The sequence below is a fragment of the Halorubrum sp. B52 genome, from assembly GCF_059752555.1.
Window position 1 is genome coordinate 561,179 of sequence record NZ_MWTG01000007.1, and the last position, 13,797, is coordinate 574,975.

General features: G+C 69.4%; 12 protein-coding genes. 7 read left to right on the plus strand and 5 right to left on the minus strand.

Features of this window, described 5'->3' with window-relative positions:
* Nucleotides 1-265 precede the first annotated feature (265 nt).
* Nucleotides 266-1,168 (minus strand): hypothetical protein, encoded by a 903-nt coding sequence (locus B4V04_RS04315; protein ID WP_498229462.1) that lies wholly within the window; start codon nt 1,166-1,168, stop codon nt 266-268.
* A 216-nt stretch (nt 1,169-1,384) separates the two neighbouring features.
* On the opposite strand from B4V04_RS04315, the gene sfnG reads away from it, so the two are divergent.
* Together sfnG and B4V04_RS04325 are read left to right on the plus strand one after the other, a co-directional pair.
* Nucleotides 1,385-2,533 (plus strand): dimethylsulfone monooxygenase SfnG, encoded by a 1,149-nt coding sequence (gene sfnG / locus B4V04_RS04320; protein WP_498229464.1) that lies wholly within the window; start codon nt 1,385-1,387, stop codon nt 2,531-2,533.
* Nucleotides 2,534-3,130, plus strand: coding sequence for an NADPH-dependent FMN reductase (locus B4V04_RS04325; protein WP_498229465.1), 597 nt, complete (start codon nt 2,534-2,536; stop codon nt 3,128-3,130).
* Nucleotides 3,131-3,216: 86 nt separating this feature from the next.
* Here the strand turns inward: B4V04_RS04325 and B4V04_RS04330 are convergent, their stop codons facing one another.
* Nucleotides 3,217-3,366, minus strand: a complete 150-nt coding sequence (locus B4V04_RS04330) for a rubrerythrin-like domain-containing protein (RefSeq protein ID WP_144799185.1) — start codon at nt 3,364-3,366, stop codon at nt 3,217-3,219.
* 198 nt (nt 3,367-3,564) lie between these two features.
* Between B4V04_RS04330 and B4V04_RS04335 the strand changes: the two genes are divergently transcribed.
* Nucleotides 3,565-4,926, plus strand: a complete 1,362-nt coding sequence (locus tag B4V04_RS04335; protein WP_498229467.1) for an aspartate aminotransferase family protein — start codon at nt 3,565-3,567, stop codon at nt 4,924-4,926.
* Between the two features lie 178 nt (nt 4,927-5,104).
* Here the strand turns inward: B4V04_RS04335 and B4V04_RS04340 are convergent, their stop codons facing one another.
* Together B4V04_RS04340 and B4V04_RS04345 are read right to left on the minus strand one after the other, a co-directional pair.
* Nucleotides 5,105-5,227, minus strand: a complete 123-nt coding sequence (locus B4V04_RS04340) for a hypothetical protein (RefSeq protein WP_498229469.1) — start codon at nt 5,225-5,227, stop codon at nt 5,105-5,107.
* Nucleotides 5,228-5,503: 276 nt separating this feature from the next.
* Nucleotides 5,504-7,171: an aldehyde ferredoxin oxidoreductase family protein gene (locus tag B4V04_RS04345; protein ID WP_498229471.1), complete on the minus strand. Its 1,668-nt coding sequence runs from the start codon at nt 7,169-7,171 to the stop codon at nt 5,504-5,506.
* A gap of 227 nt (nt 7,172-7,398) precedes the next feature.
* On the opposite strand from B4V04_RS04345, the gene B4V04_RS04350 reads away from it, so the two are divergent.
* Both B4V04_RS04350 and gdhB read left to right on the plus strand, forming a co-directional pair.
* On the plus strand, nt 7,399-8,580 hold the full coding sequence (locus B4V04_RS04350; protein ID WP_498229473.1) for a M24 family metallopeptidase: 1,182 nt from the start codon (nt 7,399-7,401) through the stop codon (nt 8,578-8,580).
* 132 nt (nt 8,581-8,712) lie between these two features.
* Nucleotides 8,713-9,999, plus strand: a complete 1,287-nt coding sequence (gene gdhB, locus B4V04_RS04355) for a glutamate dehydrogenase GdhB (protein ID WP_498229475.1) — start codon at nt 8,713-8,715, stop codon at nt 9,997-9,999.
* A gap of 57 nt (nt 10,000-10,056) precedes the next feature.
* Here gdhB and B4V04_RS04360 read toward each other — a convergent pair whose 3' ends face one another.
* Nucleotides 10,057-11,043: a D-2-hydroxyacid dehydrogenase gene (locus B4V04_RS04360; RefSeq protein ID WP_498229476.1), complete on the minus strand. Its 987-nt coding sequence runs from the start codon at nt 11,041-11,043 to the stop codon at nt 10,057-10,059.
* A gap of 135 nt (nt 11,044-11,178) precedes the next feature.
* On the opposite strand from B4V04_RS04360, the gene B4V04_RS04365 reads away from it, so the two are divergent.
* Both B4V04_RS04365 and ilvA read left to right on the plus strand, forming a co-directional pair.
* A complete protein-coding gene (locus B4V04_RS04365) occupies nt 11,179-12,501 on the plus strand; it encodes an amidohydrolase (protein ID WP_498229477.1) in 1,323 nt (440 codons plus the stop codon).
* Nucleotides 12,498-13,787, plus strand: a complete 1,290-nt coding sequence (gene ilvA / locus B4V04_RS04370; protein WP_498229479.1) for a threonine ammonia-lyase — start codon at nt 12,498-12,500, stop codon at nt 13,785-13,787. Before B4V04_RS04365 ends, ilvA begins: the two co-directional genes overlap by 4 nt.
* Nucleotides 13,788-13,797: the final 10 nt, after the last annotated feature.

A 13,797-nucleotide genomic window follows, 5' to 3' on the forward strand; every position in this document is an offset into this window, starting at 1 on the left:
GAAGCGGAGTGACTGAGGTTCGAATCCGGTCCCGCGCATGCCTCTCCGAGCAGTTCGCGAGGAGAGGCATCCCGACGAGGATTCGAATCCTACCAGACGCGCGCAGCGAAGCGAGCACGTCTGGTTCCGGTTCGAATCCGGTCCCGCGCATGGGCGTCGAGGACGTGAATCCCGCCAGACGCGGCGCGAACGAAGTGAACGATCCGTTGATCCGGCCGATTTTGCCGCTTGAGGCGACTGTTCCAGAGGAGACGGGAGCCCGCATTCACCACACGCTGCCGCGGTACTCGAGAGACATGTGATCGATCGTGTCCGGTGGGATCCCCATCTCCTCGAACATCTGTCGGAAGACGGCGCGAACGGCCGCCTCCTCGAACGACCGGGACGCGCGCGTCTGTGCGTCGACCTCGACGCCGCCGTGGTAGTCGAGGTGTACGCGGTAGGTGTACCCGTCCGCTTCGTGCGTCACGGTCGCCCGCGGAAGGACGAATTCGACGCTGCCGAGCCGCCCCTCGTCCGCGTAGTACTCGCGAACGTGCACGCCGGACCCGGGCGCGGAACTCGCGTTGACCGTCGTCGCACGGCTCGTGAACTCGTCGTACGCGGCCCGGAACGCGACCGGCTCGTCGACCCGCAGCTCCGGGGTTCCCGCACCGGGTTCACTGGGGTTGCCGGTGCGAACGTCCTCTTTCAGCCCTTCGACGTAGGCCTCCGCGGTCGCCTCGTCCATCTCGAACAGGAGCGTGAGCCGGTCGACGAGCCACTCGTCGGGCGGGAGGTCGTCGACGGTGAACTCGCCCCGATTGTCGTCTGCAAAGACCGTCACGACGGTGGTTCCCTCGCCCGCGTAGAAGGTGGCCCACATCCGCTTCGTCTCCGAGTGGTCGAACGTGACTCTGAACGCCTCGTACTCCGGTCCGAGCTCGGCGTCGAGCTCGTCGATACCCTCCGGATGGAACCCGCTCGACCCGACACGCTCGACCGCGTATCCGGCGGCTCCGGCCCGTGCGAGCGCGTCCTCGTACGCGAGATCCGACACGGTGACGCCGTCGGACGAATACGACGCCACGTCGGACCCGATCAGCACCCCGGCGAAGATCGCGTACGCGGCGGCGACGACGATGACGATCCCCACGAGGGCGACCGCGACCCATCGCAATTTGTTCATACAGGGTGACACGTCTTCCGGGGAGATAGCTGTACCGTCGGGGACGCGGAGACGGACGAGATCCCCTCACGAACGAAGAACGACGGCGATCGAACCGGGTTCTGGTCAATTGTTACCGGATCCTGAGTACGTGCACAAACCCGGCCGCTACCGGAGAGCCCCGTCAGCGTTCGCCGTTGTGACCCGCGTTAAACCGATACGGACGGATGCAGAGGTATGGACACCGAATTCGCGTACTGGGTCCCGAACGTCAGCGGCGGGCTGGTCGTGTCGGACTGGGAGACGGAGACGGACTGGACGTACGACTACAACCTCGACCTCGCCCGGACGGCGGAGGCGGTCGGCTTCGACTACGCGCTCGCGCAGGCGCGCTTCTTCGGCAGCTACGGCGCCGAAAAACAGCTGGAGGCCCTGTCGATCGCCAACGCGCTCGCGGCGCAGACCGACGAGCTGCACGTCATCGGCGCGGTGCATCCCGGACTGTGGGAGCCCGGCCCGCTCGCGAACTTCATCGCCACCGCCGACCGCATCAGCGACGGTCGCTTCTCGATCAACGTCGTCTCCGGCTGGTTCAAAGGGGAGTTCACCGGGTTCGGCCAGCCGTGGCTCGCGCACGACGAGCGGTACGCCCGCTCGACGGAGTTCATCGAGGTCCTGAAAGCGCTCTGGACCGAGGACCGGGCGACCTACGACGGCCGCTTCTACACGGTCGGGAAGGACATCGACGGGTTCGAGGGCGCGCCGCTGGAGCCGAAGCCGGTCCAAGATCCGCATCCGCAGGTGTTCCAGGGCGGGAACTCGCAGGCGGCCCGGGAGATGGCCGCGAAGCACGCCGACGTGCTGTTCATCAACGGCGGGAGCCTCCAGGAGATCCGCGCCGTCATCGAGGACGTCGAGGAGTACGCCGCGGAGTTCGGGACGGAGCCGCCCCGGTTCGCCGCGAACGCCTTCGTCATCCAGCGGGAGACGGAGGCCGAGGCCAAGGAGGTCCTCGAGGGGATCATCGAGAACGCCACCGACGAGGCGGTCGACGCGTTCAGAGAGCAGGTGAAACAGGCCGGGCAGTCGTCGGCCGAGGGCGACGGGATGTGGTCGGACTCCGAGTTCGAGGACCTCGTCCAGTACAACGACGGGTTCAAGACCGGGCTCATCGGGACCGACGAGCAGATAATCGAGCGCGTCCGGAAGCTCGACGCCGTCGGCGTCGACGTCGTCCTCGCGGGGTTCCTCGACTACGGCGAGGAGCTCGAACGCTTCGGCGAGACGGTCATCCCGGCGATCGACGAGGCCGACCCGCTCGATCCGGACGAGGTCGACGCGGTCGACGAGATCGAGACGGTCGGCGGCGCGAAGGTGGCCCGGTAGATGACCGACCGAACGCTCCTCGGGATCGTCGGCAGCGTCTCCGCCGACTCCCGGACGCGGACCGCGGTCGAGATCGCGCTGGACGCGGCGGCCGACGAGCGTGGCGTGGAGACCGAAGTCCTCCACCTCGCCGACTACGACCTCGCGACCGCGGACGGACGCGGGATCGACAACCACGAGGGCGACACCGCCGAGGCGCTCGGGCTGATCGTCGAGGCCGACGCGTACGTCGTCGGCACGCCCGTCTACCGCGGGTCGTACTCGGGCGCGCTCAAGAACCTCCTCGACATGGTGCCCCGCGGGGAGTGGCAGGGCGACGTGGCGCCGTTCGAGAACGCCGCGGTCGGGCTCGTCGCGACGGGCGCGACCGACCACCACTTCCTCGCGGTCGATCAGGAGCTCCGGCCGGCGTTCGCGTTCTTCGGCGCCCACGCGGTCGGGGGCGCGACGTACGCGAGCGGCGCCGACTTCGAGGACGGCGAGCTCGTCGACGAGGCGATCCGAGAGCGGCTCGCGACGCTCGGCGAGGCCACCGTCGAACTGGCGGCGGCGATCGACGGGTCGAGGGCGCTCGGGTCGCTGGGTCCGGCGGTCTAGCGGTCTAGCCGGCGCGACGGTGCGCGCGGGCGGCCGTCGCTACCTGACTCAAGGAGAGAGTCCCGCCCTTTACGGCGGGGAGGATGTCATTCGCGGGGCTTCGAGAGGTTCTCGACCTCGCCGCCGCAGTCGGGACACGTCGAGAGCCTGTCAGCGACGCCGTGGCGGGCGAGACACTCCCGGCATTCGTAGTGAGTCACCGCCTCACCGGTGGACGGAGTAGTGTTCCTTGTCATCACATACCAGAGGCGCCGCTTGGAGATAAGCCGTCGGGTGCGAAACCGAGCGGGTCGACCCTCCCCGTTATCCGAATTTTCGCGAGGTCCCGGACACCGGGTGCCGCGATCTCGCCGTGACGAAAACAGATTCCGTGTACATCGTCATGGATTGCTGGTTGCACCAATCCTATGTGGGCGTATTGTATCGGTTGACCCATGGCGGGACCGCCGATCCACGAGCTACACTTCGCGGAGGAACCGAGCGTCGACCGAGTCCCCGGGCCGAACTCGCGCCGCCTCCTCGACAGACAGGAGGCGATCGACAGCGGCGCGGTCGCGTATCCGAACGACATCCCGCTCGCGTTCGAGGAGGGGCGCGGGGCGACGCTGAAGGACGCCGACGGGAACGTCTTCCTCGACTTCTTCGCCGGCATCGGCGTCTACAACGTCGGCCACGCGAACCCCTACGTCAACGAGGGCGTCCACGAACAGATCGACAAGCTCACGCACACCGTCGACTTCCCGACCGAGCCCCGCCTCGACCTCATCGACAAGCTCGACGAGATCGCGCCCGGGGACCTCGCCGGCAACAGCCGGTTCGTCTTCGGCGGCCCCACCGGCAGCGACGCCGTCGAGGCGTCGATCAAGCTCGCGAAGTACAACACGGGCGGCCGCGGGCTGCTCGCCTTCCGGAACTCCTACCACGGGGCGACGACCGGCGCGATGAGCATCACGTCCAACAAGAAGTTCAAGAAGCCGTACGCGCCGCTCCTCCCCGACGTGGTCCACGCGCCGTTCCCGTACCCGTTCCGCGAGGGGCGGAGTCCCGAGGAGTCGGTCGACCGCGCGCTGGAGGAGGTCAGAGCGATAATCGAGGAGCCGTACGGCGGCCTCACCGACCCGGCCGGCATCTTCGCCGAGCCCATACAGGGCGAGGGCGGCGTCGTCGTCCCGCCGGAGGGGTTCCTCTCGGGGCTCCGCGAGATCGCCGACGATAACGACCTCCCGCTGGTGTTCGACGAGATCCAGGTCGGGATGGGGCGCACCGGCGAGTGGTGGGCGTCCGAGCACTACGACGTGACGCCGGACGTGATGACGACCGCGAAGGCGCTCGGCGGGAACGGCCAGCCGCTGTCGGGAACGATGTACCGCGAGGACCTCGACACGTGGGGGCCGGGCGACCACGCGGGCACCTACCGCGGCCACGTCCCCGCGATGGTCGGCGGGCTGCGCGCGATCGAGTACATCCAGTCGCACGACCTGCTCGACCACGCGACGGAGGTCGGCGCGTGGATCCGCGACCGCCTCCGCGACGCCGGCGACGGCGACCCGGGGCTCGGTCAGGTCCGCGGCAAGGGGCTGTTCGTCGGTGCCGAGTTCGTCGACGCCAACGGCGACCCCGACGACGACCGCGTCGAGGCGATCCAGGAGTACTGCTACGAGCACGGCGTCCTCGTCTGGACGGCGGGCCAGTACAGCAACGTGCTGCGGCTGCTCCCGCCGCTCGTCCTGACGCAGCGGCAGGCCGAAGTCGGCACCGAGATCATCGCCGACGCGATCGCGGCGACCGCGGAGTAGCGCCGGGCGGCTCCGCTGCGAGCGTTCGGTGGCGGCTGCGGAATCTCCTCGGTTCCGATCGGGAGCGACGTCCGAGAGACAGCGCCTACAGTCGGTGCGACCGATGCGGTCGCTTCGCGTCGAAGTCGCTCAGTTCTCCCCTGTTCGACGACCGCGATTTAAAATACGGGAGCGAAAATCAGGAGCGCAGCCACGCCAGGAGGCGGGCGGCCGGGCTGGTCGCTGCCTCGAGATCCTCGGGTCGCGGGGTGTCTTTCAGTCGCTCGGGACCACGTTCGAGATTCGTCGTATTAGTCGCCATTACAATACGGAATTGTGGCCGTATATAGAAAAATGGCTCGAAATGTTAATATAATCTCTCGAAATGTACATTATGTTTAGATTTAATCATCACCTTCTTTGAGGATCGGCTGCCGGTAGACGGAGCGCGGTGGAGTTCGCTCTCGCGCATTCATTTATAAGCATGGCTGCCGTCCGTGCTTTCCCCACCGCTGCACTGATCGTTCCCATCGGTCGGCCGTCTGAAGGAAAGGAACTCGTCGAAGCCCGGCGTGTCGGACTCGGACGGCGCGGACGCCTACGCCGGCAGCGCCGACTCGGGCACCGTCCCGTCGTCGTTCCACCCGCGGTGCTCGTAGTACGACTCGATGGCGTCGTCGAGCCCGGGGAGTTCCTCTTCGTACGGCAGCCGGTCGTCGTCGCCGTCGATCCCGCGTTGGTTGTTGAAGTGACGCTCTAAGGTCACCGTCCGCGCGCCCGCCGCGAGCAGCTCCTCGAAGTCGGCGTCGAAGAGGAGCTCGTAGCGCTCGGGCGTCATGAAGTCCCGCGAGAACTTGCAGACGACGCCGCTGTCGTTGAGCGCCATCAGGTTCTCGCGCTCGACGAGCCGCTCCGCCTTCCCCTCGAACCCCGCGGGCTCCATCGCCTCGTCCTCCTCGACGAGGGGGTACTCCACGGAGTAGAACGTCGCGTACATGTGGTCGGCGCCGCGGTTCGCGACCGCGTACGAGAGGGCCTGTCCGTGGAGGAGTCGCCCCTCGTGGGCCGCGAAGTCCATGTTCTTCACCGACCAGTTCCCCACGCCGAGCTCCTCGTGGATCCGGCCGATCCCCTCGGCGAGCCGGTCGCCCACCCCGTCGCGGTGGGCGGTCTTCTCGACGAGGTCCCAGATGAGCTCGCGGTTGCCGAACTCGTCCTCGGCGGCGAGGTAGGCGGCGATCGTGTTGCCCGCGGAGATGGCGTCGAGCCCGTACTCGTCGCAGAGCCGGTTCGACTCCATCACGTCGACGATGTCGTCGACCCCCGAGTTCGAGCCGAACGCCATCGCCACCTCGAACTCGGGCCCCTCGGTCTCGACGCCGCGGGCCTCGTCCCGGGTCGGGAGCTTGCAGGCGAACGCGCAGGCCGAGCACGTCCCCTTCTTGTACTTCTTCTCCGCGACGGCGGCGCCGTTGATCCCCTCGACGCCCTCGAAGGAGCGCTCGGAGAAGTAGTACGACGGCAGCCCGTCCATCTCGTTGGCCAGGTCCATCACCGCGACCGTCCCCTGCTCTTTCATGATGTGATCCTCGGTGGCGGCTTCGCGGTGGATGTCGTTGGCCGTCGCGTCGATGGAGAGCTCGGGCGCCGAGTCGCCGCCGAACGTGACGGCCTTGACGTTCTTCGCGCCGAGGACCGCCCCCAGCCCGCCGCGGCCGAACGCGCGCTCCTCGGTCGTCATGATCGACGCGAACCGGACCTCGTTCTCGCCCGCGGGCCCGATAGCCGCCGTCCGGTCGCTGGAGATGTCGTGCTCCTCGTCGAGGTAGCCGGCGGTCTCGGAGATCGTCGCCCCGGCGAGCTCCGGTACGGCCTCGAACTCGACGCCGTCGTCGCGCACGTGGACGACGACCAGCTCGTCGCTCGCGCCCGCCAGCTCGATCGCCCCGTACCCCGTCGCCGCGAGGTGGCGCGACACGAAGCCGCCGGCGTTCGACGACAGCAGCCCGTCCGTCAGCGGCGAGAGCGCGGTGCAGTTCGTCCGCCCCGTGAAGCTCATCTGGGACGCCTGCATCGGCCCGGTGGTGAACACGGCGCGGTTCTCGGGGCCGAGCGGGTCCGCGTCGAAGGGGATCCGCTCGTGAGCGAGGCGCGTCGCCACGCCCCGTCCGCCGATGTATCGCTCCTGGACCTCCGTGATGTCCGTCTCGGCCGTCGTCCGGTCGCCGACGTCGATCGACAGCAGCGGCCCGGTACTGTGAAGCATATTCGATGATCCGTGGACGCGGTACAAAAAACCGAGCCAACCCGTCCGAATTGAGGGTTTCACGCCCTCTCGGCCGCACTCACGAGACATCTCGTGGGGCGTCTGAGCGGCGCTTCGGGGCGAATTCACGGGATACGCGGGGGAAGACGTACACAGTATCTGTTTTTAATGTACACGATAAATTTATACTGCTGCTGGCTGATCCCCTTCGTAGACGCCCTGTTATCATGCCACGGGAACACATCTTCGACGAGGCCGAGTACGAGCGGCGGGTGGCTCGGACGAGAGAGCGGCTGCGCGAGCGCGACCTCGACGCGATCGTCGTCAGCGATCCGGCGAACATGAACTACCTGACCGGCTACGACGGCTGGTCGTTCTACGTCCACCAGGCGGTCGTGGTCACGCCCGACCGCGACGAGCCGATCTGGATAGGTCGCGACATGGACGGCGACGGCGCGCGGGCGACGACGCACCTCTCCGAGGAGAGCGTCCGCGCGTACAGCGACGACCACGTGCAGTCGCCCCGCGACCTCCACCCGATGGACTACGTCGCCGGCGTCCTCGAGGAGCTGGGCGTCGCGGACGGGCGCGTCGGGCTCGAGATGGACGCCGCCTACTTCACCGCGAAGTCGTACACCCGCCTGCAGGGGAACCTCCCGGACGCCGAGTTCGCGGACGCGACGCTGCTCGTCGGCTGGCTCCGGATCAAGAAATCCGACCAGGAGCTGGAGTACATGCGGCAGGCCGCCCGCATCTCCGAGAACGCGATGCGGGCCGGCCTCGACGCCGTCGGCGAAGGGGTCCCGGAGTACGAGGTCGCCTCCGCCATCTACCAGCAGCTGATCGACGGGACGGACGAGTTCGGCGGCGACTACCCGGCCATCGTCCCGCTGATGCCGTCGGGCGACCACACGGGGACGCCGCACCTCACGTGGACGGACCGGCGCTACGAGGACGGCGACCCGGTCATCATCGAGCTCTCCGGCTGTCGGCACCGCTACCACTCGCCGCTGGCCCGGACGACGTTCGTCGGCGACCCGCCGACCGAACTGCGGGAGACCGCGGACATCGTGGTCGAGGGACTGGAGGCTGCGCTGGACGCCGCGGAGCCCGGCGTCACCTGCGAGACCGTCGAGAAGGCGTGGCGCACCACGATCGAGCGGTACGGGATCGAGAAGGAGGACCGCATCGGCTACTCGATGGGGCTCGGCTACCCGCCGGACTGGGGCGAGCACACCGCGAGCATCCGCCCGGGCGACGAGACGGTCCTCGAGGAGAACATGACGTTCCACATGATCCCCGGCATCTGGACTTCCGAGGTCGGTATGGAGATCAGCGAGACGTTCCGCGTCACGTCCACGGGCGCTGAGACGCTCGCCGACTTCCCCCGCGAGCTGTTCACCGCCTGACCGACCGCCGATCGCCCTGCGCTGACCACGCCGCCCGATCGCCTCGCGCTGACCACGCCGCCCCCATCCCACGGCACCCGATCGCCCCGCGCTGACCACGCCACACCGACACCACCACGTTCAACCCAACTCATGAGCACGACACCCACCGTCGACGACGACGCAGCCGAGGAGAACGCCGAATCGACGCTCGCCACCGCGCGCAAACAGCTCGAACGCGCGGCGACCAACGTCGACGTCGACCCGGCCATCGTCGAGCGCCTCAAACACCCGACGCGCGTACAGCAGGTCTCCGTCCCGCTCGAACGCGAGGACGGCACCGTCGACGTCTTCACCGGCTACCGCGCCCAGCACGACGACGTCCGCGGCCCGTACAAGGGCGGGCTCCGGTACCACCCGGAGGTCACCGCCGCGGAGTGTACCGGCCTCTCGATGTGGATGACCTGGAAGTGCGCCGTGATGGACCTCCCCTTCGGCGGCGGGAAAGGCGGAATCGCGGTCGATCCCAAGTCGCTGACCCGCGACGAGCGCGAGCGGCTCACCCGGCGCTTCGCGGAGGAGCTGCGCGACGTCGTCGGGCCGACGAAGGACGTGCCCGCCCCGGACATGGGGACCGACGCCCAGACGATGGCGTGGTTCATGGACGCCTACTCGATGCAGCAGGGCGAGACCATCCCGGGCGTCGTCACCGGGAAACCCCCCGTCATCGGGGGATCGTACGGCCGCGAGGCGGCGCCGGGTCGGTCGACGGCCATCGCCACCCGCGAGGCCGTCGACTACTACGACCGCGACCTCGCCGAGACGACCGTGGCGGTACAGGGGTTCGGCTCCGTGGGCGCCAACGCGGCCCGGCTGCTCGACGACTGGGGCGCGACCGTCGTCGCCGTCAGCGACGTGAACGGGGCGATCTACGACCCCGACGGACTCGACACGCGGGACGTCCCGACGCACGAGGAGGAGCCCGAGGCGGTGCTCACCCACGAGGCGCCGGAGACGCTGTCGAACGAGGCGGTGCTCGAACTCGACGTGGACGTCCTCGTCCCCGCCGCCGTCGGCAACGTGATCACCGCGGACAACGCCGACGCCGTCGCCGCCGACATCGTCGTCGAGGGCGCGAACGGGCCGACGACGTTCGCCGCCGACGCGATCCTAGAGGAGCGCGGTGTGGCCGTGATCCCGGACATCCTCGCGAACGCGGGCGGCGTCACCGTGTCGTACTTCGAGTGGCTCCAGGACATCAACCGGCGAAAATGGTCGCTGGAGCGCGTCAACGAGGAGCTGGAAGAACAGATGCTGTCGGCGTGGAAAGACGTGCGCGACGAGGTGGACGCGCGCGACCTGACGTGGCGCGACGCCGCATACGTGGTCGCGCTGTCTCGGATCGCCGAGGCGAAGGACGCGCGCGGGCTCTGGCCCTAGTCGAGCGCTGAGACGTCGCGCAGGGTGCCCGTCGCGGCGCGCTCCGGGCCCCTCCGGTCAGTCGTCCGCGTCCGGCGTGACGACCGCGTTCTCCAACTCGCCGCCCTCGTCGAGCGCCGCGACGTTGGTCGCGACGATGTCGGCCAGCCGGTCCCAGTGCTTGGGCGTGTGACCGCCGGTGTGCGGCGTGATCAGGCAGCTCTCTAAGTCCCAGAGCACGTGGTCCGGCGGGAGCGGCTCGGGGTCGGTCACGTCGAGGGCGGCGCCGCGAATGCTCTCGGTCTGGAGCGCGGACACCAGCGCGTCGGTGTCGACGAGGCCGCCGCGGGCCGCGTTGACGACGACCGCCTCCGGCGGGAGCGTCGCCAGCTCCGCCTCGCCGACCATGCCGCGGGTCAGGTCGTTGAGCGGGCACGCGAGCACGACGTAGTCGCTCCGGGCGAACGCCGCGTGGACGTCGTCGTCGTCGAAGCCGAGAACCTCGTCGGTGGGGCCGCCCTTCTCCGGCGTGTAGCGGATCCCGATCGTCTCCACCTCGAACCCGGCGAGCCGCCGGACGACCGCCTGCCCGATCGAGCCGAGCCCCACGACGGTGACCGTGCTGTCGGTGAACTCGCGCGACTGGAAGTGGCGCCACTCGCCGTTCTGTTTCCGGCGGAACCCCTCGTGGAGGTCGCGCGCGAACACGAGCATGTTGGCGATCGACTGCTCGGCGATGCCCGGCGCGTGGATGCCGCCCGCGTTCGTCACGGTGACGCCGTGATCGCGCAGCGCCTCGGTCGGCACGTGGTCGGTGCCGGCGAAGGTGCACGCGAACAGCTCCAACCGGTCGGCGCGCTCGAGGAGGTCGGCGTCGAGCGTGATGCCGGTCACGGCGCGGGCCCGGGGCACGAGGTCGCGCTCCTCGGCGGGCGTTCGGGCGAGCGCGACGGTTCGGTCCGGGAGCCGCTCGCGGAGCGCGTCCGCGTACGACGCCATCGACAGGCCTTCCGTCCCCTCGCGCAGCACGACGATGTCGGGATCTGCGGTCTGGTCTGAGCTCATGAGCGGTGGGCGCGTCGGAACGACGCGTTGACCGATTATTGTGAGGGGGTTTCTTAGCCTTTTGTGTATCTCACGTACACGACAATCGTGTACGATCAACTACCCTTAAGAGGGTCGAGTGAGAGAGCCACTCGCATGAACGAACCGATCCGCGATCGGCTCGCCAGCGTCCGCCGACGATTCCACCGGCATCCGGAGCCCGCGTGGCGCGAGTTCCTCACGACGGCGACGCTCGTCGAGGAGATCCGGTCGATCGGCGTCGACGAGCTCGCGATCGGTCCGGACGCGTACGACCCGGCCGACCGCATGGCCGTTCCCGACGCCGACCTGGGGCCGTGGGTCGAGCGCGCCCGCGAGCGCGGCGCCGACGAGGAGCTGCTCGACCGCATGACCGGCGGGAACACCGGCGCCGTCGCCGTCCTCGATCGGGGCGAGGGGCCCGCGATCGGGCTCCGCGTCGACATCGACGGGCTGTTCATCGAGGAGTCGACCGACGCCGACCACGACCCCGCAGACGAGGGGTTCCGCTCCGAGATCGACGGGACGATGCACGCCTGCGGTCACGACGCCCACATGACGTGGGGGCTCGCGGTCCTCGAGGCGATCGCCGAGAGCGACTTCGCCGGGCGGCTGGTCGTCTTCTTCCAGCCGGCCGAGGAGACCGGCGGCGGCGGCCACCCGATGGCCGAGAGCCGGTTCGCGGACGACCTCGACTACCTGCTCGCGGTCCACGTCGGCCTCGACCACCCGACCGGCGAAGTCGTGGCGGGGATCGAGAAGCCGCTGGCGATGGCGCACCTGGACGCGACGATCGAGGGCACGTCGGCGCACGCCGGCAAGGCGCCAAACGAGGGCGACAACGCGATGCAGGCGATGGGGACGGCGATCGTGAACGCGTACGGAATCGCCCGGCACGCCGACGGAATGACCCGAGTGAACGTCGGGAAGGCCGAGGCCGGCACCGCCAGCAACGTCATCGCGGAGCGCGCGCACATGGAGGCCGAGGCGCGCGGCGAGACGACCGAACTGAAGGAGTACATGAAACGCCGGTTCGAGACCGTCGTGCGGTCGGCCGCGACGATGCACGGCTGCCGCGGGACCGTCGACGTGGTGAGCGAGTCGCCGCGCGCCGACAGCGACCCGGAGCTGCAGGCGCTGGTGAGCACCGTCGCCGAGGGGGTCGACGGGATCGACAGCGTGCTCCCGGCGGCCGACTTCGGCGCGAGCGAGGACGCGACGTTCCTGATGGAGCGCGTTCAGGAGGAGGGCGGCCTCGCTTCGTACCTCATCGTTGGGACGGACCACCCGACGAGCCACCACACCCCGACGTTCGACGTCGACGAGCGGAGCCTCCGGCACGGCGTGGACGTCCTGGTCGGCGCGATCCGCGACCTCGAACGGCGACACCCCGTAGCGCGGGCCGAGACCCCCGGAGACGCGCATCCAACCCCTGAATGACCGACGGCGACCCCGCCGATCCCGACTCTGGAGACGGAACGCCGGACGCGTCACCGATCGTCACCCGGAGCGACGTCGAGGACGCCCGCGCTCGACTCGCCGACGTCGTGCATCGGACGCCGCTCGACACCTCGCGCACCTTCGCCGAGATGAGCGGGGCCGCGTCGCTGGGGCTCAAGCTCGAGTCGTTTCAGCGGACCGGCTCGTTCAAGATCCGTGGGGCGTACAACGCGATGGCGCGGCTCTCCCCGGCCGAGCGCGAGGCCGGCGTGATCGCCGCCAGCGCCGGCAACCACGCGCAGGGCGTGGCGCTCGCGGGCGACCTCCTCGGGATCGAGGCGACGATCGTCGTCCCCGAGATGACGCCGGCGGCGAAGATCGCGGCGACGCGGGGGTACGGCGCGACCGTCCTCGTGGAAGGCGACATCTACGAGCGCTCCTACGAGCACGCCGTCGAGCGCGCCGAGGAAACGGGTGAGACGTTCGTCCACCCGTTCGACGATCCGGCCGTCATCGCGGGGCAGGGCACGGTCGGTCTCGAACTGCTGGAGCAGTACCCCGCGATGGACACCGTCGTCGTCTCGATCGGCGGCGGCGGGCTGGTCTCGGGGATCGGAACGGCGGTGGCGGCCGCGGACCGCGACGTCCGGGTGGTCGGCGTCCAGCCGGAGGGAGCGGCGCACGCGGGCCCCTCGCTGGAGGCCGGCGAGGTCCGGCAGCTCGACGGCGTCGACACCGTCGCCGAGGGGATCGCCGACACGCGGCTGTCGGAGACCACCCTCGCGGTCGCGAGCGAGGTCGTCGACGAGGTGGTGACCGTCTCCGACCGCGAGATCGCCGCGGCCGTGGCGCTGCTGGCCGAGCGCGAGAAGGTCGTCGCCGAGGGGGCCGGCGCCGCGCCGCTCGCCGCCGCGCTCTCGGACCGGCTGGATCTGTCCGGCGCCAACCCGGCCGTCGTCGTCTCGGGCGGGAACGCGAACCTCACCGACCACGCCGAGCTGACGCGGACCGGACTGTTCGAGCTCGGACGCTACGCCGAGGCGCGGCTCGCGCTGACGGAGTGGCCGGCGCGGGTCGGCGACGTGATCGAGACGGTGACGGCCGAGGGCGCCGAACTCGACGCGCTGGAGCGGGCGCGCCGCACGGCGACCGACCACCCGAACCGCACGCCCGTGACGATCGGGATCGAGGGGCGCGACGCCGACCACCTCGATACGGTGCTGACGGCGGTCGCTGAGATCGACGGCGTGTCGGTCGTCGAGCGGTCGGCTGCTGACGAGAAGTGAGCGGGTCGGC

Bases quoted from the DNA above. Each gene is read 5' to 3' on its own strand.
- B4V04_RS04315 (WP_498229462.1), bottom strand. From the start codon at position 1,168: ATGAACAAATTGCGATGGGTCGCGGTCGCCCTCGTGGGGATCGTCATC.
- sfnG (WP_498229464.1), top strand. From the start codon at position 1,385: ATGGACACCGAATTCGCGTACTGGGTCCCGAACGTCAGCGGCGGGCTG.
- B4V04_RS04325 (WP_498229465.1), top strand. From the start codon at position 2,534: ATGACCGACCGAACGCTCCTCGGGATCGTCGGCAGCGTCTCCGCCGAC.
- B4V04_RS04330 (WP_144799185.1), bottom strand. From the start codon at position 3,366: ATGACAAGGAACACTACTCCGTCCACCGGTGAGGCGGTGACTCACTAC.
- B4V04_RS04335 (WP_498229467.1), top strand. From the start codon at position 3,565: ATGGCGGGACCGCCGATCCACGAGCTACACTTCGCGGAGGAACCGAGC.
- B4V04_RS04340 (WP_498229469.1), bottom strand. From the start codon at position 5,227: ATGGCGACTAATACGACGAATCTCGAACGTGGTCCCGAGCGACTGAAA.
- B4V04_RS04345 (WP_498229471.1), bottom strand. From the start codon at position 7,171: ATGCTTCACAGTACCGGGCCGCTGCTGTCGATCGACGTCGGCGACCGG.
- B4V04_RS04350 (WP_498229473.1), top strand. From the start codon at position 7,399: ATGCCACGGGAACACATCTTCGACGAGGCCGAGTACGAGCGGCGGGTG.
- gdhB (WP_498229475.1), top strand. From the start codon at position 8,713: ATGAGCACGACACCCACCGTCGACGACGACGCAGCCGAGGAGAACGCC.
- B4V04_RS04360 (WP_498229476.1), bottom strand. From the start codon at position 11,043: ATGAGCTCAGACCAGACCGCAGATCCCGACATCGTCGTGCTGCGCGAG.
- B4V04_RS04365 (WP_498229477.1), top strand. From the start codon at position 11,179: ATGAACGAACCGATCCGCGATCGGCTCGCCAGCGTCCGCCGACGATTC.
- ilvA (WP_498229479.1), top strand. From the start codon at position 12,498: ATGACCGACGGCGACCCCGCCGATCCCGACTCTGGAGACGGAACGCCG.